General features: G+C 64.8%; 20 protein-coding genes. 6 read left to right on the top strand and 14 right to left on the bottom strand.

From position 1 onward, the window contains the following. The first annotated feature begins 205 nt into the window (after positions 1 to 205). The 4 genes from H977_RS0122560 to H977_RS33730 are packed head-to-tail and all read left to right on the top strand — an operon-like array spanning position 206 to position 4223. Positions 206 to 859 (top strand): TetR/AcrR family transcriptional regulator, encoded by a 654-nt coding sequence (locus H977_RS0122560; RefSeq protein WP_029109992.1) that lies wholly within the window; start codon positions 206 to 208, stop codon positions 857 to 859. 33 nt (positions 860 to 892) lie between these two features. After that, entirely contained in the window at positions 893 to 2206 is a 1314-nt protein-coding gene (locus H977_RS0122555; protein ID WP_029109991.1) for an acyl-CoA dehydrogenase family protein, read from the top strand. Positions 2207 to 2238: 32 nt separating this feature from the next. Continuing rightward, positions 2239 to 3228 carry a phosphotransferase family protein gene (locus tag H977_RS0122550; RefSeq protein ID WP_051289007.1) on the top strand — a complete coding sequence of 330 codons (990 nt, stop codon included), beginning with the start codon at positions 2239 to 2241 and terminating at the stop codon, positions 3226 to 3228. Next, complete coding sequence (locus tag H977_RS33730) at positions 3225 to 4223, top strand: NADPH:quinone oxidoreductase family protein (RefSeq protein ID WP_051289006.1); 999 nt, start codon at positions 3225 to 3227, stop codon at positions 4221 to 4223. The genes H977_RS0122550 and H977_RS33730 overlap by 4 nt, the downstream gene beginning before the upstream one ends. On the opposite strand, the gene H977_RS33725 is transcribed toward H977_RS33730, so the two are convergent. The 9 genes from H977_RS33725 to H977_RS33710 are packed head-to-tail and all read right to left on the bottom strand — an operon-like array spanning position 4187 to position 13537. Next, on the bottom strand, positions 4187 to 4630 hold the full coding sequence (locus tag H977_RS33725; protein ID WP_231396041.1) for a limonene-1,2-epoxide hydrolase family protein: 444 nt from the start codon (positions 4628 to 4630) through the stop codon (positions 4187 to 4189). The genes H977_RS33730 and H977_RS33725 overlap by 37 nt on opposite strands. Then, positions 4627 to 5835 (bottom strand): cytochrome P450, encoded by a 1209-nt coding sequence (locus H977_RS0122535; protein ID WP_231396040.1) that lies wholly within the window; start codon positions 5833 to 5835, stop codon positions 4627 to 4629. Before H977_RS0122535 ends, H977_RS33725 begins: the two co-directional genes overlap by 4 nt. 53 nt (positions 5836 to 5888) lie before the next feature. After that, on the bottom strand, positions 5889 to 6608 hold the full coding sequence (locus H977_RS0122530; protein ID WP_196808303.1) for an SDR family oxidoreductase: 720 nt from the start codon (positions 6606 to 6608) through the stop codon (positions 5889 to 5891). Positions 6609 to 6628: 20 nt separating this feature from the next. After that, complete coding sequence (locus H977_RS33720; protein ID WP_051289004.1) at positions 6629 to 7912, bottom strand: amidohydrolase family protein; 1284 nt, start codon at positions 7910 to 7912, stop codon at positions 6629 to 6631. A gap of 11 nt (positions 7913 to 7923) precedes the next feature. Further along, entirely contained in the window at positions 7924 to 8910 is a 987-nt protein-coding gene (locus H977_RS0122520) for an enoyl-CoA hydratase/isomerase family protein (RefSeq protein WP_036476876.1), read from the bottom strand. A 23-nt stretch (positions 8911 to 8933) separates the two neighbouring features. Then, a complete protein-coding gene (locus H977_RS33715) occupies positions 8934 to 10622 on the bottom strand; it encodes a class I adenylate-forming enzyme family protein (protein ID WP_196808302.1) in 1689 nt (562 codons plus the stop codon). A 14-nt stretch (positions 10623 to 10636) separates the two neighbouring features. After that, the gene (locus H977_RS0122510; protein ID WP_155946775.1) at positions 10637 to 11170 is read right to left on the bottom strand and encodes a VOC family protein; all 534 of its coding nucleotides are present in this window, start codon (positions 11168 to 11170) and stop codon (positions 10637 to 10639) included. Positions 11171 to 11181: 11 nt separating this feature from the next. Next, positions 11182 to 12036, bottom strand: coding sequence for a phytanoyl-CoA dioxygenase family protein (locus H977_RS0122505; RefSeq protein ID WP_029109985.1), 855 nt, complete (start codon positions 12034 to 12036; stop codon positions 11182 to 11184). 55 nt (positions 12037 to 12091) lie between these two features. After that, positions 12092 to 13537: an amidohydrolase family protein gene (locus H977_RS33710; protein ID WP_051289003.1), complete on the bottom strand. Its 1446-nt coding sequence runs from the start codon at positions 13535 to 13537 to the stop codon at positions 12092 to 12094. A gap of 412 nt (positions 13538 to 13949) precedes the next feature. On the opposite strand from H977_RS33710, the gene H977_RS0122495 reads away from it, so the two are divergent. Both H977_RS0122495 and H977_RS33705 read left to right on the top strand, forming a co-directional pair. Continuing rightward, entirely contained in the window at positions 13950 to 15134 is a 1185-nt protein-coding gene (locus H977_RS0122495) for a cytochrome P450 (protein ID WP_029109984.1), read from the top strand. An 11-nt stretch (positions 15135 to 15145) separates the two neighbouring features. Then, positions 15146 to 15562, top strand: a complete 417-nt coding sequence (locus H977_RS33705) for a VOC family protein (protein ID WP_051289002.1) — start codon at positions 15146 to 15148, stop codon at positions 15560 to 15562. 150 nt (positions 15563 to 15712) lie between these two features. Here H977_RS33705 and H977_RS35665 read toward each other — a convergent pair whose 3' ends face one another. From H977_RS35665 to H977_RS0122465, 5 genes are all read right to left on the bottom strand, one after another. Continuing rightward, entirely contained in the window at positions 15713 to 15883 is a 171-nt protein-coding gene (locus tag H977_RS35665) for a hypothetical protein (protein ID WP_196808301.1), read from the bottom strand. A gap of 171 nt (positions 15884 to 16054) precedes the next feature. Then, positions 16055 to 16558, bottom strand: a complete 504-nt coding sequence (locus H977_RS0122480) for a hypothetical protein (protein ID WP_029109983.1) — start codon at positions 16556 to 16558, stop codon at positions 16055 to 16057. A gap of 14 nt (positions 16559 to 16572) precedes the next feature. Next, positions 16573 to 17238 (bottom strand): TetR/AcrR family transcriptional regulator, encoded by a 666-nt coding sequence (locus H977_RS33700; RefSeq protein ID WP_502691195.1) that lies wholly within the window; start codon positions 17236 to 17238, stop codon positions 16573 to 16575. A 117-nt stretch (positions 17239 to 17355) separates the two neighbouring features. After that, positions 17356 to 18504: an acyl-CoA dehydrogenase family protein gene (locus H977_RS0122470; protein WP_029109982.1), complete on the bottom strand. Its 1149-nt coding sequence runs from the start codon at positions 18502 to 18504 to the stop codon at positions 17356 to 17358. Between the two features lie 15 nt (positions 18505 to 18519). Further along, the gene (locus H977_RS0122465; RefSeq protein WP_029109981.1) at positions 18520 to 19677 is read right to left on the bottom strand and encodes a thiolase family protein; all 1158 of its coding nucleotides are present in this window, start codon (positions 19675 to 19677) and stop codon (positions 18520 to 18522) included. Between the last annotated feature and the right edge of the window lie 8 nt (positions 19678 to 19685).

Genomic DNA, 19685 nt, shown 5'->3' with positions numbered 1-19685 from the left:
AATAGCAGATTTCCATAGCGCCGGTTGGCCGTCAACGTCGGCACCGACCGAACTGCGGCAAGCGGCAAGAATTGGATTCTCACCCGAGCGGCGGGCGTCGTCCCCAGGCGGAACACGCCAGCGCAGGCCGCTCTAGCAACACCTTGAGTTAGTTAGACATACGTCAACTATTTTCAACCAGCCGAACCGCTGCTACAGTGCCGATATGCCCAGAACAGCGGCCGCCGACACTGCTGACAGCAGTCAACGCCGCGCCTCGTTCCAACGGGCCCGCTCACACCAGACCAAGCGCGACCTGGTGCAGGCGGCGATGGCGCTCTGGCGGACGAACGGATACGGCAAGACCACGGTCGCCGACATCTGCCGTGCCGCGGGTGTATCCAGGGCCCTGTTCTACTTCTATTTCCCGGCCAAAGAGGACGTGCTGTTCGAGGTCGGCCTGACCTCCACCCGACTGGCACAGAAGCGGGTCAAGTCGATGCTGGTCGGCGATTACGACGTCATGGCCGTGATCGCCGAGGCACTGCGCAGCCTCGAACGGTCGATGGCGCGCAACCCTCCCGACCTGATCGTCGAGACCATCCTGGAGGGCTACCGGCACGAACACCGGATCCTGGCCGGCGACGTCGACCAGGAGACCCAGGATGCCGACATGTTCGGCGAGTTGTTCGCTCGAGCCCAGGCCGACGGCAAGCTGGGCGCCCACGTCGACGTGACGCACTTGTCTCGACTGGCCCAGATCCTCGTCAGCGAAGGCGTCCGGCACTGGGCCGGGGGCAGCTTCGGCGACCGCACCTTCACCGACGTGGTCGCACGTGACATCGGCGCACTGATCACCGGCTTCAACACCCCCAACTAGCTACCCCCAACAACTAGATCGGAGGAACCCCCGATGGCGTGGGATTTCGAGACCGACCCCGAGTATCAGGAATTACTGGACTGGGCCGACGACTTCGTGACCGAGCACGTCGAACCGCTCGACCTGGCCTGGCCGCACCTGCAGTTCACCCGGTTGGAGGGCAAGCGTCGGGAGGCGATCGATCCGCTCAAGGCACAGGTGCGCGAAAAGGGCCTGTGGGCAACGCATCTCGGGCCAGAACTCGGTGGACAAGGCTACGGACAGCTGAAGCTGGCCCTGCTCAACGAGATTCTCGGTCGTTCGCAATGGGCGCCGATCGTGTTCGGCTGCCAGGCCCCCGATACCGGAAACGCCGAGATCATCGCGCATTACGGCACCGAGGAGCAGAAGAAGCAGTACCTGCATCCGCTGCTCGAGGGTGAATTGTTCTCCTGTTATTCGATGACCGAACCGCACGCCGGCGCGGACCCGACCCTGTTCACCACCAGCGCGGTACGCGACGGATCCGGAAAAGGCGCAGACTGGATTATCAACGGATGGAAGTTCTTCTCCTCCAACGCCGCAACAGCATCGTTCCTGATCGTGATGGTGGTGACCAATCCTGAGGTCAGCGCCTACCAGGGTATGTCGATGTTCCTGGTTCCGACCGACACTCCTGGCGTCAAGATCGTGCGCAATGTCGGCCTCTACGGCGAACGGGACAACGAGGGCTCGCATGCTCTCATCCACTACGACAACGTCCGGGTGCCTGCCGAGGCACTGCTGGGCGGTGAGGGCCAAGCCTTCGTGATCGCCCAGACCCGGTTGGGCGGCGGTCGGATCCATCACGCGATGCGCACGATCGGCCTGGCGCAGAAGGCGCTGGACATGATGTGCGAACGCGCGCTCAGCCGCGAAACCCAGGGCAGCCGCCTGTCCGACAAGCAATTCGTCCAGGGCTACATCGCCGACTCCTACGCCCAGTTGCTGCAATTCCGGCTGATGGTCCTGTACACCGCATGGGAGATCGACAAGTACAACGATTACAAGAAGGTCCGCAAGGACATCGCCGCGGTCAAGGTGGCCATGCCCACCGTGCTCCACGACATCGCTTGGCGGGCAATGCAGGTCCACGGTGCGCTCGGTGTCACCAACGAGATGCCCTTCCTGGGCATGGTCACCGGCGCCGCGGTGATGGGACTGGCCGACGGCCCGACCGAGGTACACAAGACCACCGTCGCCCGGCAGGTGTTGCGCGACTACCAGCCGACCACCGACACGTGGCCCAGCGAGTGGATCCCGCGCAAGCGCGAAGCCGCGAAGGCGAAGTTCGCCGATTACCTCGAAGCCGAGGTGGGGAATCTGTGAGTGAGATAGACATTGCGCGCCTTGCCGATTGGATGGACAACGCCGGTCTGCCCGGCAAAGGCGAGCCGCTGGTAGCCCGGTTCCTCTCCGGCGGAACCCAGAACGTGATCTACGAGATCCGTCGTGGCGAGCACAACTGCGTCCTGCGTATGCCGCCACCCGGGGCACCGCCGGACCGGGACAAGGGCATCCTGCGGGAGTGGCGCATCATCGAGGCGCTCGACGGGACAGAGGTGCCACACACCGCCGCGGTCGGCGTGTGCGCCGATCCCGAGGTGCTCGGCCGGCCGTTCTATCTGATGGGCTTCGTCGACGGCTGGTCCCCCATGGACACCCATGGCCGCTGGCCCGAACCGTTCGACACCGATCTGAGCACCCGCGCGGGGCTGAGTTATCAACTGGCGGAGGGCATTGCGCTGTTGTCCAAGGTGGATTGGCAGGCCAAAGGCCTGAGCGATCTCGGCCGGCCCGACAGCTTTCACGAGCGTCAAGTCGACCGCTGGATCGGGTTCCTCGACCGGATCAAGAACCGTGAATTGCCGGGGCTTGAGGTGGCCACGGACTGGCTGCGGGCCCGCAAGCCGCTCGATTTCATCCCCGGCCTGATGCACGGCGACTACCAGTTCGCCAATGTCATGTACCGCCATGGCGCCCCGGCCACGATGGCCGCCATCGTGGACTGGGAGATGGGTACGGTCGGCGACCCGAAGCTGGACCTGGCCTGGATGGTGCAGTCGTGGCCTGCCGACGTGAACAACCCGGAGCCGTCCGAGATGGGCTATGTCGACATGCGCGGCATGCCGACGCGTGACGACGTGGTGGCCCACTATGCGGAGGTGTCCGGACGCCAGGTCGACGACCTGGACTACTACCTGGTGCTCGCCCGGTGGAAGCTGGCGATCGTGCTGGAGCAGGGTTTTCAGCGAGCCGGGGACGACGAGAAGTTGCTGGCCTTCGGACCGGTGGTGACCGACTTGATGGCCTCGGCCGCCGAACTCGCCGAGTCCAGCGATTACCGGTGAGAGCCGCGGTCTGCCCGGAATACGGGCCACCGGAAGTGGTTCGCGTCCATGAACTTCCCACTCCCCCCATCTCCCGGGGCCTGGTTCGGGTTCAGGTCGGCGCGGCCGCGGTGAACTTCCCCGACGTGCTGCTGGTCGCCGACCGTTACCAGATCACGGTGCCGGTGCCTTTCATCCCGGGCAGCGAGTTCTCCGGCGTCATCACCGAAGTGGCTGAGGACACCGGGGATTTCGCCGTGGGTGACCGAGTGACCGGCACCGGTTTGTTCGGCGCATTCGCCGAACAGGTGTGCGTGCCGACCGCCGGGCTGGCCCGGGTTCCCGACGGTGTGGACGACCGCACCGCGGCCGCGTTCGGTGTCGCCCACCGCACCGCTTATCACGCACTGCGGTCGGTGGCCCGGATCTCCTCGGGGGACGAGGTGATCGTGCTCGGTGCCGGTGGCGGCGTCGGTTTGGCCGCGGTGCAGCTCGCGGCGGCACTGGGCGCGCGGGTGACCGCGGTGGCGTCCTCGGACGAAAAGCTCTCGACCGCAGCACGATACGGCGCCGCCGAGCTCGTCGACCACGCACGAGGCGATCTGCGCGCGGGGCTGCGGGAAGCGTTGCCCGGCGGTGCGCACGCGGTGCTCGACCCCGTAGGTGGGGACCTGTCGGAGCCGGCCTTGCGGTCGCTGCGCCGTGGCGGCCGGTTCGTGACGATCGGATACGCTTCGGGTGTCATCCCCCGCATCCCGCTGAACCTGGTCCTGGTCAAAGGGATTCATGTCCTCGGATTTCAGTTTCAGGACATCGACCCCGACGAGTTCACCCGTAATGAGGCCGAACTACGCGAGCTGTTGGTCACCGGCGACGTGCGGCCTCACATCGGTGCGGTCTATCCGCTCGATACCACCGCCGCAGCACTGCGATGTGTCGCCGACGGACGAGCGGTCGGCAAGGTGGTCATCGATGTCGGTTACGCGGAATCCGACGAAAGATCCTTGGGCGGGTAGAAGTACTCCCGCCAGGCCGTGATCTTGCCGTCTTTCACTTCGTAGGCCCCCATCACCGGCCAGCTCATCTGCTTTCCGTCCACGACCCAATGATCGCTGCGCTCCATCAAAACGACATCCCCGTCGACGGCGAGATACCGGATTTCCAGGTCGACGCACTTCCCTCCGGCGAAGAACACCTTCATCATCTCGTGGATGGCATCGCGGCCGGCCAGTTTCGGCCACTCGGGACCGATGTCGAAGGTGGCGTCATCGGCGAAGTGACTCATGATTTCGTCGACGTCGTTGTTCCCCCATGCGGCGATCTCGGCACGCACGATCTCCTCAGCGGTCATCATTTTCCCGTCGGCTTGTTGTGAAAGCACATTGACACCTTTCTTCGAAATTGTAACGAGGTTCTGGTTCACGACACCACCATGGGCAGTTGCTCCCAGCCGCGGACGGTGGAGGTGGGCGACAGGCTCGCGGCCTCGAGATCTACGTCCCACTCCGGGAAGCGGGTCAGCATCTCCTCGAGCGCGATCCGCCCCTCGAGCCGGGTCAGCGCCGCGCCCAGGCAGAAATGCGCCCCCATCCCGAAGGTGAGCGGCGACGATACCTTGCGGTGGATGTCGAAGCGGTCCGGGTCGGCGTAGACCCGGTCGTCACGATTCGCCGCACCTGCCACGAAGAGGATTGCGCTGCCGGCAGGAACGGTCTGGCCGTGAAATTCCGCGTCGCTCGCGACATATCGGCCGATGTGCGGTGCGGGCGTTTCGTAGCGCAGGATCTCTTCGATGGCGTTGGGAATCAGGGAATAATCCTCGACGAGTTCACGACGCTGGTCCGGGTGTGCGGCAAGCACCTTGGCCGTCCAGCCGATCAGTCGCGTGGTGGTTTCGTTGCCCGCACCGGCGACCACCTGGACATAGGCAAGTATCTCGTCCCGGGTCAGTCGCCGCTCGGTACCGGTCTCATCGACGAACTCAAGGTGCAGAAGTTCGCTCATGATGTCGTCGGACGGATTGTCCACCCGCCAATCGAGGTACTCGGCGAACACCCCGCCCCGAACGAGAGTGTCTTGCTTGAACTTCATGGCCTTGCCGGGGGCAACTCGCAGATTCGCATCGCTGCGGTCGCGAATCTGCTCCTGGTCCTCCTCGGGAATGCCGAGCAGCATGCCGATGACCCGCATCGGCATCTTGGCAGCGAACTCGGCGACGAGGTCGAACCGATTCGATCCGACCAGCGGATCGAGACAGGCTGCGGAGAAGGCCCGGATCTTCGGCTCAAGTGACGCCACGGTCTTCGGCGTGAACATCTTCGAGACCAGCTTGCGATGGATGGTGTGCGTGGGGGCGTCCTCATAGATGACCAGCCCCGGCGGCATCTCGATCCCCGACTTGATCAGCTCGAGAATGTTGCCGCGGCCCGACGTGAACGTGTTGCGGTCCGACAGTCCCTTCGCCACATCCGCATGGCGGCTCACCGCATAGAAGTCGTGCCGCTCGTTGTGGTAGAGCGGTGCCTCGTCCCGCAGCCTGCGGAACGTCGGGTACGGGTCCCGGTTTATCTCCAGGTCATACGGGTCGTAATACACATCTCCGGCGGGCACTGACTGTTCAGTGGACACTTGGCTGGACACTTGGTCGTTCCCTTCGGTGGGCGTGCAGGATTCGACGCGGCTCATGCGCCCATACCGCCATCGACCGCGATCGCCTGGCCGGTGAGGTAGCCCGGGGCGTCATCGCACAACCACACAGCCGTGTCGGCGATCTCCGCGGCCTCGGCCAGACGGCCGACAGGGGTTGCGGCGAGCAGGTTTTCGATCACCTCGGGCGACATCGACGCGCGAAACATCGGGGTGTCGACCGTGCCGGGGCAGATGGCGTTGATGCGAAGGCCCTGGCTCGCGTACTCCCGCGCGGCCACCTTGGTCAATCCGACGACACCGTGTTTGGCCGCGGTGTAGGCCGACACGGTCGGCGCGGCGCGTAACCCGGCCACCGAGGCGCAGTTGACGATGGCGCCGCCTCCCGTCTCGATGATCGCCGGAATCTGATAGCGCATGCACGACCACGTCCCGGTCAGGTCGACGGCGATCACCCTGTTCCAGTTCTCCATGGTGCCTTCTGCGGTCGGTTTGCCGTGTTCGCCGTCGATTCCCGCGGAGTTGAACGCCGCATCGAGGCGACCGTACGTCGCGACGGTTCGGGCCACGGCGTCGGCGACGAGCGCGTCGTCGGTCACATCGCATGGGATGAACGTCGCTGTCCCCCAATGGTTCAACTCCGCCTCGACCTTGGCTCCGGCCTCCTCGTCGACGTCTCCGAGTGCCACCGCGTAGCCGCGGCGGGCGAACGCCTCTGCCGCGGCCCGTCCGATCCCGGAACCCGCACCGGTCACGAAAACAACCTTTTGATCTGTCACTGTGGACACAGTTCCTCGTTTCTGGAGTGCACGCGCTCGCTCATCCGGTCGATCACCACCGCGCCGTCGCGGATGACGGCGCGCAGGGCTTCGGCGGGACGGGCGAGCAACGAGAGGTCAGCGACGGGATCGCCGTCGACGATGATCAGGTCCGCCAGGGCGCCGGGCTCGATCACTCCCACCCGCGCCGGCGAATCCACCAGCAGCTGACCGGCGTTGAGGGTGCCCCAGCTGAGCACAACTTCCGGCGAAAGGCCGTCGATCTGGCCGTAGTACGCGAACTCGCGACCGTAGTTTCCGACCTGATGGTCCAGCGGATCGTCGTCCATCATGTCGCGGAAGACCCCGCTGTAATCGTCACCGATCAGGATGCGCACGCCGGCCTCCTGGGCCGCCGGCAGCATGGCGCGGACGTGGTCGTACTGCTCGCGGCGCACACCGAGGTTCTCGCCGAGGCCGAGCTCGAGCACACTGCGGAGAAAGATCAGGCTCGGCACCCAGAAGGTTCCTGCCTCCACCATGGCCGCGATGACTTCCGCATCGACCTCGTCGCCGTGATCGACGACATCGAGGCCGAGTTCGATGCACTCCATGATCATCGCCTTGTCGGCGACGTGCGCACGGACCTTGGCGCCGCGTTCGTGGGCGGTGTCGATGATCGCGGCGATCTCGTCACGCGACATGTTGCGGGTGGTCCGATTCGGCTGGCCGTGGCCGGCACTGGCGAAGATCTTGATGGTTTCGGCACCGCGGTTGATCTCTTGGCGCACCAGCCTGCGCAGGGCATCGGGACCGTCGGCGCAGACATCGGTTCCCGGTGTCTGATAGGCCTTCCACCATCGGCCGCCGTTGTTCATGTCACCCGTGGTACCGAGATGGTGTCCGCACGCGCGGATCCGTGGCCCCGGGATGATGTCTTCGTCGATGGCCATCTTGAGTTGCGCGTCGATGTCGTTGGAGCAGGAGGCGCCCGAGTATCCGGTGAACCCGCTCTCCAACAGCACCCGGCAGGTGCGGACCCCGATCGCCATCAGAACCCCCGGCGGGCGTTCCTTGCCGAGCCGGTCGCTGTCGGCGATGTCGAACTTGTAGAAGTCCGGGTGCAGATGGCTGCTGATCAGGCCCGGCATCAGGGTCATGCCCGCAGCGTCGATCACATCGTCGGCCGTGGCGGGCGGGGCGTCGATCGCGGCGATGGTGTTGCCGTCGAGCGTGACACTACGCAGGCCGGGAAGCAGTGTGCGGCCGTCGAAGACCTTGGCATTGGTGATCACCAACATGTCTGGATCTCCTAGCGGGCAGCCCGGCCCCGCCGGCTCAGGCGCCAGTCCGGGGGAAACTGACTGTCGTTGTCCTTGACCGTGTCGGTCAGGTTTTCCAGGGTCTCCGAATCCAGTTCCATGCCCCTGGTGTCGGGGTCGGGCCGGAGCTGATCCAGGGTGGACTCCAGGAGGCCGGCGACGATACTGCCCATGTATTCACCCTGATGCTGCTTGTAGATCTCGAAGAAGGTCTTCTGGGCGAACACCGTGTCGGTGGGACGACTGCGAGAACAGGCCAGCGCGTACTTGTCGGTCATCGCCTCGAGCTCGTCGAAGGGCACCACGGCGTTGATGAAATTGCACTCGTACATCTCCTTGGCGGTGAACGGCCGACCGGTGAACACCATCTCCATGAACTTCCGCGCGCCCATCGTGTTGCACCACTGCCATTGCCGCGCAGCGAATCCCGCGTAGCGCCAGGCGGCATGACCGAACAGTGAATCTTCGGACGCGACCACGATGTCGGCGTCGGCGGCCTGGTAGAAGTGCCACCCGTAGCAGTACCCACGAACCTCCAGGATGCTGATCTTCTTGAAGTCCTGAAGGCTGCGCATACCGGCGCTCGGATCGGTGTAGAACTGCACCGTCGACGCCCGGCGGCGGTAGGTCCCCACCGGCGGATAGACCACGTCGGCATCCTCGGGAACCCGAACCGCATGGTTCATGCTGCCGTCACCGCGGCCGGCCATGGTGTCCAACAGTTCGGTGAGATCGGCGCCGCTACCCAGGTTGGGTCCGTTCGCCCGGATCACCAGCACCTTCACGTCGTCATCGATGCTGGCGTTGTGGACGAGGTCCGCGTAGCGATGCTGGGCGTCGATCGTCATCGCGTTGAGTTCGTCGGCGCGGTCGAGGGTGATCGTGGCGATCTTGGTTTCCGGGTTCTTCTCATACAGCACAATCTCTTCCGCCGAAGGTCGCTGCTTGTGCTGTGCTTGCTCTACCTGCTCTGACATGTGCCGCGTCTCCTTGTCGGTGTTCACCCGCCGGCCGCAGTCACGTGATGGGTCCGTGCCTGTGCCGCGAGATGGGCTGTGATGAGTTCGGTCAGTTCGGAGAGCCGCACTTTTCCGGTCGGCGTCCTGGGCACGTCGTCGTGGGTGATGAAGACGATCCGACGCGGGATCTTGAAGCTCGACAGTGTTTCGCGCAACGCCGCCCGCAAGCCTTCCTCATCCGGTTCGCGGCCCGCCGCGGGAACAACTGCGGCCGCGACGATTTCGCCGAGCTCCGGATCAGGCAGACCGGCGACGAGCGACAACTCCACCTCGGACAGGGAGTTCAGCGCCGCCTCCACCTCGAGGCGAGACACGTTGGCGGAGTTGGTCTTGATCATGTCGCTGATCCGCCCGACGAAGAAGGCGTAACCGTCGGCATCGATCCGGACCAGGTCCCTGGTCGGGAAGAAACCGTCTGCGGTGAACACCTCGTGCCGCGGCACCTTGTAGAAACCCGTCATCAGCGCGCCACCACGCAGTTGCAGTTCGCCGACCTCGCCGGGCGCCACCTCGACGCCGGTGTGCGGATCGACCACCCGCCGTTCGATGCCGTTGACCGCACGGCCGGCGGCGCCGGCCTTCGACTCGGGCAGGCGTCTGTTCACGGGCTCCGCGCTGTGTGGCGCGAAGCTCTCCGACATCCCGAGCATCCGGGTCTGCAGGTGGCGCGGGATGGGGTCACCGTTCTCGTCCCACGTCGGCCCGGTGGTGATCTTGACGGCGTCGAGATCGATACCACGAGCTCGTGCGGCCGCCTGGAGTTTGGCCAACATGTGCCAGACCACGATGTTGGTGACCTGATGGCGTTCGATGGTGTCGAGCACGACGTCGATGTCCGGACTGGTGGCATACACCAATGTGCTTCCGGTACTGAGCACTTGCAGTGCCGCCGAGATGCCACCCATCCAGAAGGCGGGCAGTAGGCACAAGGTCCGATCGGCGGGTTGGACGTCGAAATACGTGGCCAGGACCGGGGGCTGGCGGGCGACTGCCCACTGGCCGTGGACCACGGCCTTGGGTGTGGCAGTGCTGCCCGACGTGTAGACGACGAATGCGTCGTCCCCTGGCACCACCTCGGTCTCGACGGCGGCCAGCAACGCGGCGTCCGGCGAGTCGGGAGTATCGGCCCGTTCCAGCAGATCTTCGACCGAACGGGCCCAAGGCAATCCGGCGACGTCATCGAGCCACACCGACCGCAGATACGGGGCGGCAGGCAGGCGCAGCCCCTCAGGCCTGGCGTCGGCGAGACCTGCCAGGGCCGCTTCGAGGTTGTGCCCGTAGTCACGAGTCAGGAACCGCCGGACCCCGATCAGAATCTGTGCATCGCTGGTCCGAACGATGTGGGAAAGCTCGTTGGGCGTGGTCAACGTGCTGATCGGGGTGACGAGTGCACCGATGCGCAACGCCGCGTAGAACGTGGTGATCAGCAGCGCGCTGTCGGGCGCCAACAGTGCGATCCGGGTTCCTTTCGCAGCGCCGATCGCCAGGAGGGCGCGCGCCATTCGCGCCGAACGCTGATCGAGTTCCCGGTAGGTGAACGTTCGCCCGGCGAAGATCAGCGCGTCGTGGTCCGCGCGCGCGGCGACGATCTCGGCGAACAGTTGCGGGAACGTCGAAGCCGGTGCGTCTTCCACGTCGTCAGAGTCGTCCATGTCGTCTGTGTCGTCCATCAGCCTTGTCCGCTTCAGAACCTGGTGATGGGATCGGCGCCGTCCCAAGACTGCGCGGCGGCACGCATCGCGGCGAATCCGGCTTCACGTGCCGGGCTGGGCTCGAGTAGTTCCACCATGAACCCGAGCGTGGGAGTGGTGTCGACCCAACACGTGCGGCTGTTGCCGATCTGCCCCTCGAACGCGAGTGCCGCTCCCCCGTCGATGTAGGCATCGCGCTCGGACTCATAGTCGGTACAGACCAATGCCATGTGGTGCAGACCGAACTGTCCCCGCTCGAAAACATCGCGGAACACCCCGGGGTCGTCGTTGTCCTGGCAGACGAGCTCGATCTGCAGGTCTCCCGCGTAGGCGATGGCGGCGGTCACCGCCGGAAAATCGGCGGGGGCACCCCGATGGCGACCCTCGACGCAGCCCACGCCGTCGAACCAGAAGAACGGCCCCACTCCCGCACTGCGGGACCAGGATTCGATGGCGAGACGAAGGTCCGGAACCACCCAGCACACCTGCATGAAGTTCCGGTTGGGAAAGCGTGAAACAGTGTTCAACAACGTGCCCTTCAGCCGATCAGCGGGAATCGCTCGTCGTTCAACGCGGTCCACTGCGCCATGTCCGTCGTGTCGAAGTTCGGGCACGGCGATCCGTTCCAGCAGACATCTTCGGGCTGCACGACCAGCAGGTAGCCCCACCGCGGACGGTCCATCACGTTCGCGCCTGCGCCGTGGATGGTCAGGTGGGTGTGCACGGTGATGTCGCCCAGCTCGTAGGTCATCTGCTCACTCATGTCGAGGTCGCGCAGCTCCGGAAATGCCTCCAGTGCGTCGCCACCGCCATAGGTGGTGTAGTCACCGAGCACACCGAGACGGTGTGACCCGTTGACGAACGACATGGTTCCGGCCTCTGGCCCATAGGGCTCCAACGGAATCCAGAACGTCATGCCACCGGTCCGGTCGACCGCAAAGGTGATGTAGTCCTGATGGAAGGCCGTCGCCCCATTACCACCGTGCCGGGACGACTTCGTGGAAGGCAGCTTGGGCACGAAGAAGTCGTTGTAGTACCTGACCCCGACAGCTGAGCCGCTGTTGGTGCGCCGGCCCAGCAGCAGTGTTGCGCTCTTGCCGATCTCGTCGATCAGTGGTCGCAGCACCGGGTTGCCCAGGCCACCACTGCGCTCGGCGTTGAAGTAAGCCAATACACCTTGGGCCTCACCGTCCGTGGGCGGGGCCAGACCCGCTTTCAACGGATTGCTGTCCGCGTCCTCACCCATCTTTTCGCGGGCGAGCTCGAGCATCCTCGCGAGCACGTCGGGATCGACGAACCGTTTGAGCTTCACCCACCCGTGCTCATTGAGATGCGCGACCTCCTCGGGCGTGACCAGCCGGCACGGCGCCTTGAGACCAGTGGTGTCGTCCATGGTGGGAATCCTCCTCCGACAGGGGAATTGGCTCTGGGATCAGACTGGGTTTGGATCAGACGAAGATTCCCGGCCCGGTCCGGAAGGCGTAGAGGCCGACAACGGCGTCCTCGGGAAGCGTGTACGGCGTCGCGACCTGATCGACCGTCGGACCGATCCGGTCGGCCACCTTCGTCAACTTCTCGCGATCCAGGCCGTACAGATCAAGAGCGGTCTCGCCCAGGAACTTCCGAGTGTGCGCGGGATCGACATCGGAGAAGGTGAAGCGCATGGCCTCGCGGGTGTCCGGAAAGGTTCCCTCGGCATGCGGATAGTCGTCGCCCCACATGACGTTGTCGACGAGGTCGTGCTCTACGGCCAGTTTGGCTTCACCGTTGGACATGAAACTCGCACCGATGAAGCAGTTCCGGCGGAAGTACTCCGATGGCGGCTTGGGCAGCTTGGCGCGGATCGCGGCGCCGGTCGGGCCGTGGTAAAGCCCATCCATGTTGGCCATCGCCTCCGGCGCCCAGTCCACCCATTGCTCGGTGAGCACCAGCTTGAGATTCGGGTAGCGCTCGAACACACCGCTGAAGATCATCACCCAAAGACCCCGGCGGGTCCGGAACGGCGTCTCCATCATGTACATCATCTGCGCACCCTGACCCTCGTACGGGTAGTGCTCACCGCCGCCGCCGTGCGTGTTCACCGACATTCCGGTCTCGTTACAGGCGGCCCAAATAGGTTCCCACGCAGGGTCATTGAGCATCGGGAAATCGCCTCGGGGGGCAGGCAGATTGATACCTTTCAGTCCCGCCTCGGCGGCCCACTCGATCTCCTGCGGGCACGCGCTCAGATCGGAGATCGGTATATGCGCGATGCCGGCGTGCCGTTCCGGCGCCAATGACACGAAGTCGGCCAACCATCGGTTGTAGATTCGGACCCCGACCCGCTCGAGATCGTTGTAGGCGGAATCCCCCCAGCTGATGAGCCCGGTGGTCGAGAACGGGATCGATTGACCGTTGAGGCCACCGTGGAAGATGACGTCCGCGGCAACACCCTGTTCGTCCATGTCGGCGATCCGCGCATCATGGTCCTGCAGTCCGGGCGCCAGACTGTGCTCGTAGCTGCGTTGCAGGAACCGCGCACCGACCTGGTCGGCGTTGCGGATACCGGCCTGCTTCCCGAACTTCTCGGCTTGGGCGTCGTCCAACTTCTCGGCCGCGGCCCTGCCCTGAGTGGTCGGCGCCTTTTCGGCTTGGGCCTTACCCCGTTCAGCCTGCGACTTCCCCAGTGACCAGCTCTGCTTCCCGCCGGAGTTCGCCTCCGACGACCGCCACGACAAGAGGCCCTGGCTCTCCATCTCGTTTACGAAGCGGTCGAACTCGTCGAGGTACTTCGCGTCGCAGTACGGGCGCAGCTGGTCTCTGACCGACGGGCCGACATGGCTGTCGATCGACACCGTGACGTAAGGCCGGCCATCGGAATCGGTGGCGACGGAACCGGACTGATCTTGCGACATGTCTTCCCCTTGGTCATCACTCGGGTGGGCAGATGTGAGCCGACGCGGAGCAGAGTGCCCCGCGCTTCGGGCGGTTCGTTGGGGAGATGTTAAGCACCATCGTGCGATTTTTGCAACGGTGTTGTGTTTTTACACCATCGTGGCAAAGTAATGCACCAACCAATGTGATCGACACATTGACCAGGACTTTCAACGTGGCGCCCCGGTGGTGCCCGAAGTTGCTGGCCGCCGATACCAATATGCGATGGAATGCGTTGCGCACCAGACGGATCTGGGCGTCAATCCGCCCGATTCCTTGACCGGGCGGCTGCCCGTCTGCTAGGCAGGTGCTCAGCACTTTCAATCCCTCCAGGAGATCACCCGTGCCCACATCACAACAACGTCAGCAAACTCGCGTCGCGGTGAAGCCGTCATGACCGCACCGGCCGCGGCCGATCTGTACTACGACCCCTACAGCGTCGACCTCAACATGAACCCGTATTCGGTGTTCGCCCGGATGAGGGAAGAAGCCCCGCTGTACTACAACGAGCAGCACGATTTCTATGCGCTGAGCCGCTACGACGACGTCAACAAAGCGGTGATCGATCACGAGACGTTCATCTCCGGCCGGGGAGCCGTACTGGAGATCATCAAGTCCGGGATGGAAATCCCCCCGGGGACATTGATTTTCGAGGATCCGCCGATCCACAACATCCACCGCAACCTGCTGTCGAGGATGTTCACGCCGCGCAAGGTGCTGGCCCTGGAACCGCAGATCCGCGAGTTCACCGCACGCTGCCTCGATCCGCTCGTGGGCGGGGACCGCTTCGACTTCGTCAACGATCTCGGCGAGCAGATGCCCATGCGCGTGATCGGCATGCTGTTGGGCATCCCCGAGGAACGGCAGCGACAGATCACCGACCACGGTGAGGAGATCCTGCAGGGCCAGACGGTCGACGCGCTGGCGACCGGCGAGGTGTTCGCCGAGTTCATCGACTGGCGCGCTGAACACCCCTCCGACGACATCATGACCGACCTGCTCAACGCCGAGTTCGAAGACGAGACCGGCACGGTGCGCAAGCTGCGCCGCGACGAGTTGCTGCTGTACCTGACCGTCATCGCCACCGCCGGTTCCGAAACCACCACCAGGCTGATCGGCTGGGCCGGCAAGACGCTGGCGGAATACCCTGAGCAACGCCGTGACCTGGTGGCGAACCCAGGGCTCATCCCCCAGGCGATCGAGGAGATCCTGCGGTGGGAGCCACCCGCCCTGCAGATCGCCCGCTACGTCACCCGCGACGTGGAGTACTACGGCCAGACCGTGCCCGAGGGGTCGGCGATGCTGATGCTGGTCGGCGCGGCCAACCGCGACCACCGCCGGTTTGCGCCCGATGGTGATGTCTTTGACATCCACCGGGAACAGCACGCGCACATGACCTTTGGCGCAGGAACGCACTTCTGCATGGGTAACGCGCTGGCCCGGCTCGAAGGACGCATCGCATTGGAGGAGATCCTCAAGCGCTTCCCGGAGTGGGAGGTCGACTGGGAGAACACGGTGCCGTCGGAAACCGCGGCGGTCCGAGGCTGGGCCGCGATGCCGACCCTCATTTCCGGGTAGGGCAAGTTCAGATGCATCGCATCCTTCTGAACACACTCATCATCGACGCTCCGTCCGACGCCCAAGGCGCAACCGCCGATTTCTGGGCCGGCGCTCTCGGCGCGGAGCAATACCGTCCACGCCAAGCTCCCGACTACTGCATCCTCCACGGTGCGTCGGAGGATTTCCGCGTCGTGGTCCAGAATGTGCACTCCGGCCAAGCCGGAGTCCATCTCGACATCCACACCGATGATCTGGATGCCGAAGTGGAACGCCTCAAAGGTCTGGGCGCCACGGTGATCGACGATTCCTTCGTTGATCATCCCGGGAAGTGGGTCATCATGGCCGACCCCGCCGGCAAGGAATTCTGCGTGGTCTACGCGCTGAATCCACTGCGCCCTCAGGCGGACCGCGACGCGTTCGAGCGAAAGGCGAAACCGGTCAGCTGACGCACCGGGTGATCCGTCGTCGTGCGGCGGATCGCGGTCAGTATTGAGCAGCAATCCGCCGCGTTGTGACCGTTTCCGCCTTCACAAGCCGAAAATGAGGCCCTGCTCGATTCCTCGAGCAGGGCCTCAGTTCGTTTCAGCCTGAACGGGTCAGAACGGAAGGTCCACAAAGCCGTTCGTGGTGTTGATCTCGTCGTGATTGTCGACGGTGTAGTGCGGCCCGACGGGCGAGGCGGGATCGGCCTGTGCCGGAGCGGCCAAGCCGAACACCGCCGCAGTCAGCCCACTGGCGATCAGGGTGGCGAAACCGATCTTCTTCATGGTGGTGCCCTCTTCCGATGTGTTCTCCGGGTGGCGTCGAGCGTCGCGCTACGGCTCCACAAGTCGACGACTCGGTACTGCATTTCGCCGATCTGACACATCAAACACCCTGGTCAGAGGGTTAATTCCGGTGGCAGGAATTGATCTGCTCTTGGCAGAATTCCGTTCTTGTCAGCTGGCCGGAATCAGGTCGGCCGGCACCGAGCGGCTGACCATCGTGCCGCATCGGAATGCCTCGGTATTTCCGACAAGAGCGGCCTCGGGATCGTTGACGGCAGCGAGTGCCTGCGCCTTGAAAGCCCGTGCCGCAGCGGACAGTTCGTGACGCACCGGGTCGACGCTGAGATCCGCCGGACACTCGTCGCCCCACAGCGTCACCTCGGTATGCCCCTGCTCGAGCGCGCCGAGCACGCCGCGTCTCACCCGCTCGTCGCTGTTGAACAGGTCTGCGGCCACCGCGACGGTCTGCGGATGGGGGCGGTCCTCCCACGACTCCAGCACGGACTCCAGGGCAATGGTTTCCACCCCGAGGATCGTCAGGGGCCGGACGTCTTCGTCGGCGCCGATCAGCACCGTGACATCCCACCCCGCCATCACCCGGTCCACCAGCCAGCCACCGGCGAACCGGACCGCGTCAACGACGCAGGGGGCGACCACATCAAGCCGATACCGCATGTCGTCCTCCAATCTCACTGGCCGGCCGCCCCGTTGCGGCCGTCCGGCTGCTCTGTGCCCCGCCCCAGGTCCCTCCCCAGCGTCTCGGCGTAGCCCTTGAACACGTCCGTCAACGGGAGCGAGGGATCGAGTAGCCATGAGGTCTCCATTCCATTGATGAATGCCAGGATCTCCACGGCCTTGGTGGCCGCGTCGAAGTCGGAGCGATAGCGGCCGCTGAGCTGGCCGCGGGTGATGATGTCGGTGACGATGTCGCGCGCCGCCTGTTGCCGTTTCAGCAAACGATCGTGCAGTGGCGCATCGGGTTGGATGTTCTCGACCAGGAGCACGGTGAAGGTGCCGACCAGCTCAGGCGCCCGGACGAACCGTTCGGCCACCCGCTTGATCTCCTGAGCGAGATCACCGGACCGGTCGGCATGGGTGTCGTCATCGAGATCGCGCGCATCGAGTACCGCGTTGAGCAGTTGCTCCTTCGACTCGAAATGGTGAAGCAGACCGGCCGGCGTGACGCCGACTTCCCTGGCGATCTGAGCCAGCGAGGTGTTGCGCCAGCCATTGCGAGCCAGCAGCTTCTCGGCCACGGAAAGTATCCGCTGCCTGCGGTCTTCCCCCTTGGCCAGGAGCGTCTCATAGGGCCGTGCACCCCCAGAAGACGCCTCTGCCCCTGCCACTGAAGTCACCGGACTCCTTCGTCAAACCAACCTAGTGAACACACAGTAGGTTGGTTTGACCGTCTGTGACAAGAGTCTCAGGAGAAGAATTTTCCGATGGCTGTCACAACCGCCGGATGCGCCCGCTCAGAGGCCGAGGGACTTGGCGATGATCACCTTCATGACCTCGCTGGTGCCGGCGTAGATGCGCGCCACCCGGGCGTCCGTATACAGCCGGGCGATGGGGTACTCCATCATGTAGCCGTACCCGCCGAAGAGCTGCAGGCAACGATCGACCACCCGCGCCTGCATCTCCGTGCAGAACAATTTCACCCTGGCCGCGTCGGCACCGGACAGCTCGCCGTCGACGTGCAGCGCTACCGCCCGGTCGAGCATCGCCTGGGCCGCTTCGACCTCTGTGGAGCACGAAGCGAGTTCGAACTTCGTGTTCTGAAAAGAGGCCACCGGCTGACCGAACGCCTTCCGATCCTTGGTGTAGCCGATGGCCGCGGCGATCGCCGAACGTGCCTGCGCCACCGAACCGACGGCCACGGTGAGCCGCTCCTGGGCCAGATTGTGTCCGAGGTAGCTGAACGCCTCGCCTTCGGCTCCGAGCACGTTGGCCACGGGCACCCGCACGTCGGTGAACGAGAGCTCAGCGGTGTCCTGCACCTTGCAGCCCATCTTCTCCAGCTCGCGACCGCGCTCGAACCCGGCCATGCCGTCCTCGACGACAAGCAGTGTCAGGCCTTTTCGTCGGTTCTCCGGGTCGGTGGAAGTCCGCGCCACCACGACCACCAGATCGGCCTGGATACCGCCGGTGATGAACGTCTTGGCACCGTTGAGCACAAACTCGTCACCGTCACGGACCGCGGTGGTGCGCATCCCGGCCAGGTCCGAACCGGTGCCCGGCTCGGTCATGGCGACCGCGGTCAACAACGTGCCCGCGGCCAGCCCGGGGAACCAGCGCCGGCGCTGCTCGTCGTTCGCGTAGTGCAGGAAGTACGGCAGGATCACCTCAAGTTGCGTACGCACCGTCGACAACGTCACCAACGCCCTGGCCGCCTCCTCCTGCAGCACCACGTTGTAGCGGTAATCGTCGACGCCCGCGCCGCCGTACTCCTCGGGGATCGCCATACCGAGCATGCCGAGCTCGCCCATGTGTTTGAAGACGTCACGCGGCATCCGGCCACCCTTCTCCCACTCGGGATAGGCGGGGACGACTTCCTTTTCGATGAAATCGCGCGCGAGCGCGCGGAATGCCTCGTGGTCCTCGGTGAACAGATTGCGTTGCACTACTTCTCCCTGACGTCAGTCGATGAGTTCGACCAGCGTGGCGTTGGCAGTGCCGCCGCCCTCACACATGGTCTGCAACCCGTAACGAATCCCGTTGTCGCGCATGTGGTTGATCATCCGCGTCATCAACACCGCCCCGGACGCGCCGAGCGGGTGCCCCAGCGCGATGGCACCGCCGAGCGGGTTCAATTTGGCGTCGTCGGCTCCGGTCTCGGCCAACCAGGCCAGCGGCACCGGGGCGAAGGCCTCGTTCACCTCGAACACGCCCACCTCGTCGAGACGCACACCGGCCTTGTGCAGCACCTTCTCGGTGGCCGGGATCGGCCCGGTCAGCATCAACACCGGATCGGCTCCCGTCACCGCACCCGCGCGGTACCGCGCGATCGGCGAAAGACCCATCGTGACAGCACTTTCGGCGGTCATCACCAACAGCGCCGCGGCACCGTCGGAGATCTGCGAGGAGTTACCCGCGTGGATCACGCCGTCCTCGGCGAATGCGGGCTTGAGGCCGGCCAGTTTCTCCACCGTGGTGCCGCGGCGCACGCCCTCGTCGGCGACCACCGGATCCACCTGATCGGCCGGGTCCGGGAACACCGTGATCATCTGGTGCTCGAAGGCACCGCGGTCCTGGGCGGCCGCGGCCCGCTCGTGCGAGGCAACGGAGTACTCGTCCAGCTGGGTCCGGCCGAAGCCCCACTTCTCGGCGATCATCTCGGCCGAAATGCCCTGGTTGAACGCGAAATCCCGATACCGCTCAAACACTTTCGGCCCATACGGGGTGCCGGTGGCCCGGGCCGCCCCCAGCGGGACCCGGCTCATCACCTCCACGCCGCCTGCGACCACCACGTCCTGCTGGCCCGACATCACGGCCTGCACCGCGAAATCCAGTGCCTGCTGGCTGGACCCGCATGCCCGGTTGACCGTGGTGCCGGGGATGTGTTCGGGCCAGCCCGCGGCCAGCACCGAGTAGCGGCCGATGTTGCTGGATTGATCACCGACCTGAGAGACGCAGCCCCAGACCACGTCGTCGATGATGTCGGGACTGATACCCGCCCGCTCCACCAGTGCGTTGAGCACCAGCGCCGACAGGTCGGCAGCGTGGAATCCGGACAGGCCGCCGTTGCGCTTGCCGACCGGGGTGCGGACGGCCTCGACGATGACGGTTTCGCGCATGGGAATCT

Origin of the sequence: Mycobacterium sp. URHD0025 (genome assembly GCF_000426065.1) — a bacterium.
Classification (GTDB): Bacteria; Actinomycetota; Actinomycetes; order Mycobacteriales; family Mycobacteriaceae; genus Mycobacterium.
The sequence above is the reverse complement of the archived record's forward strand: the minus strand, read 5'-3'. Positions and strand labels throughout refer to the sequence as shown.

Coding starts and splice junctions, on each gene's coding strand:
- H977_RS33715 (WP_196808302.1), bottom strand. CDS start 10,622: ATGGACGACACAGACGACATGGACGACTCTGACGACGTGGAAGACGCA.
- H977_RS33720 (WP_051289004.1), bottom strand. CDS start 7,912: ATGTTGGTGATCACCAATGCCAAGGTCTTCGACGGCCGCACACTGCTT.
- H977_RS0122465 (WP_029109981.1), bottom strand. CDS start 19,677: ATGCGCGAAACCGTCATCGTCGAGGCCGTCCGCACCCCGGTCGGCAAG.
- H977_RS0122505 (WP_029109985.1), bottom strand. CDS start 12,036: ATGGACGACACCACTGGTCTCAAGGCGCCGTGCCGGCTGGTCACGCCC.
- H977_RS0122480 (WP_029109983.1), bottom strand. CDS start 16,558: ATGCGGTATCGGCTTGATGTGGTCGCCCCCTGCGTCGTTGACGCGGTC.
- H977_RS0122550 (WP_051289007.1), top strand. CDS start 2,239: ATGGACAACGCCGGTCTGCCCGGCAAAGGCGAGCCGCTGGTAGCCCGG.
- H977_RS0122520 (WP_036476876.1), bottom strand. CDS start 8,910: ATGTCAGAGCAGGTAGAGCAAGCACAGCACAAGCAGCGACCTTCGGCG.
- H977_RS0122495 (WP_029109984.1), top strand. CDS start 13,950: ATGACCGCACCGGCCGCGGCCGATCTGTACTACGACCCCTACAGCGTC.
- H977_RS0122560 (WP_029109992.1), top strand. CDS start 206: ATGCCCAGAACAGCGGCCGCCGACACTGCTGACAGCAGTCAACGCCGC.
- H977_RS33710 (WP_051289003.1), bottom strand. CDS start 13,537: ATGTCGCAAGATCAGTCCGGTTCCGTCGCCACCGATTCCGATGGCCGG.
- H977_RS33705 (WP_051289002.1), top strand. CDS start 15,146: ATGCATCGCATCCTTCTGAACACACTCATCATCGACGCTCCGTCCGAC.
- H977_RS0122555 (WP_029109991.1), top strand. CDS start 893: ATGGCGTGGGATTTCGAGACCGACCCCGAGTATCAGGAATTACTGGAC.
- H977_RS35665 (WP_196808301.1), bottom strand. CDS start 15,883: ATGAAGAAGATCGGTTTCGCCACCCTGATCGCCAGTGGGCTGACTGCG.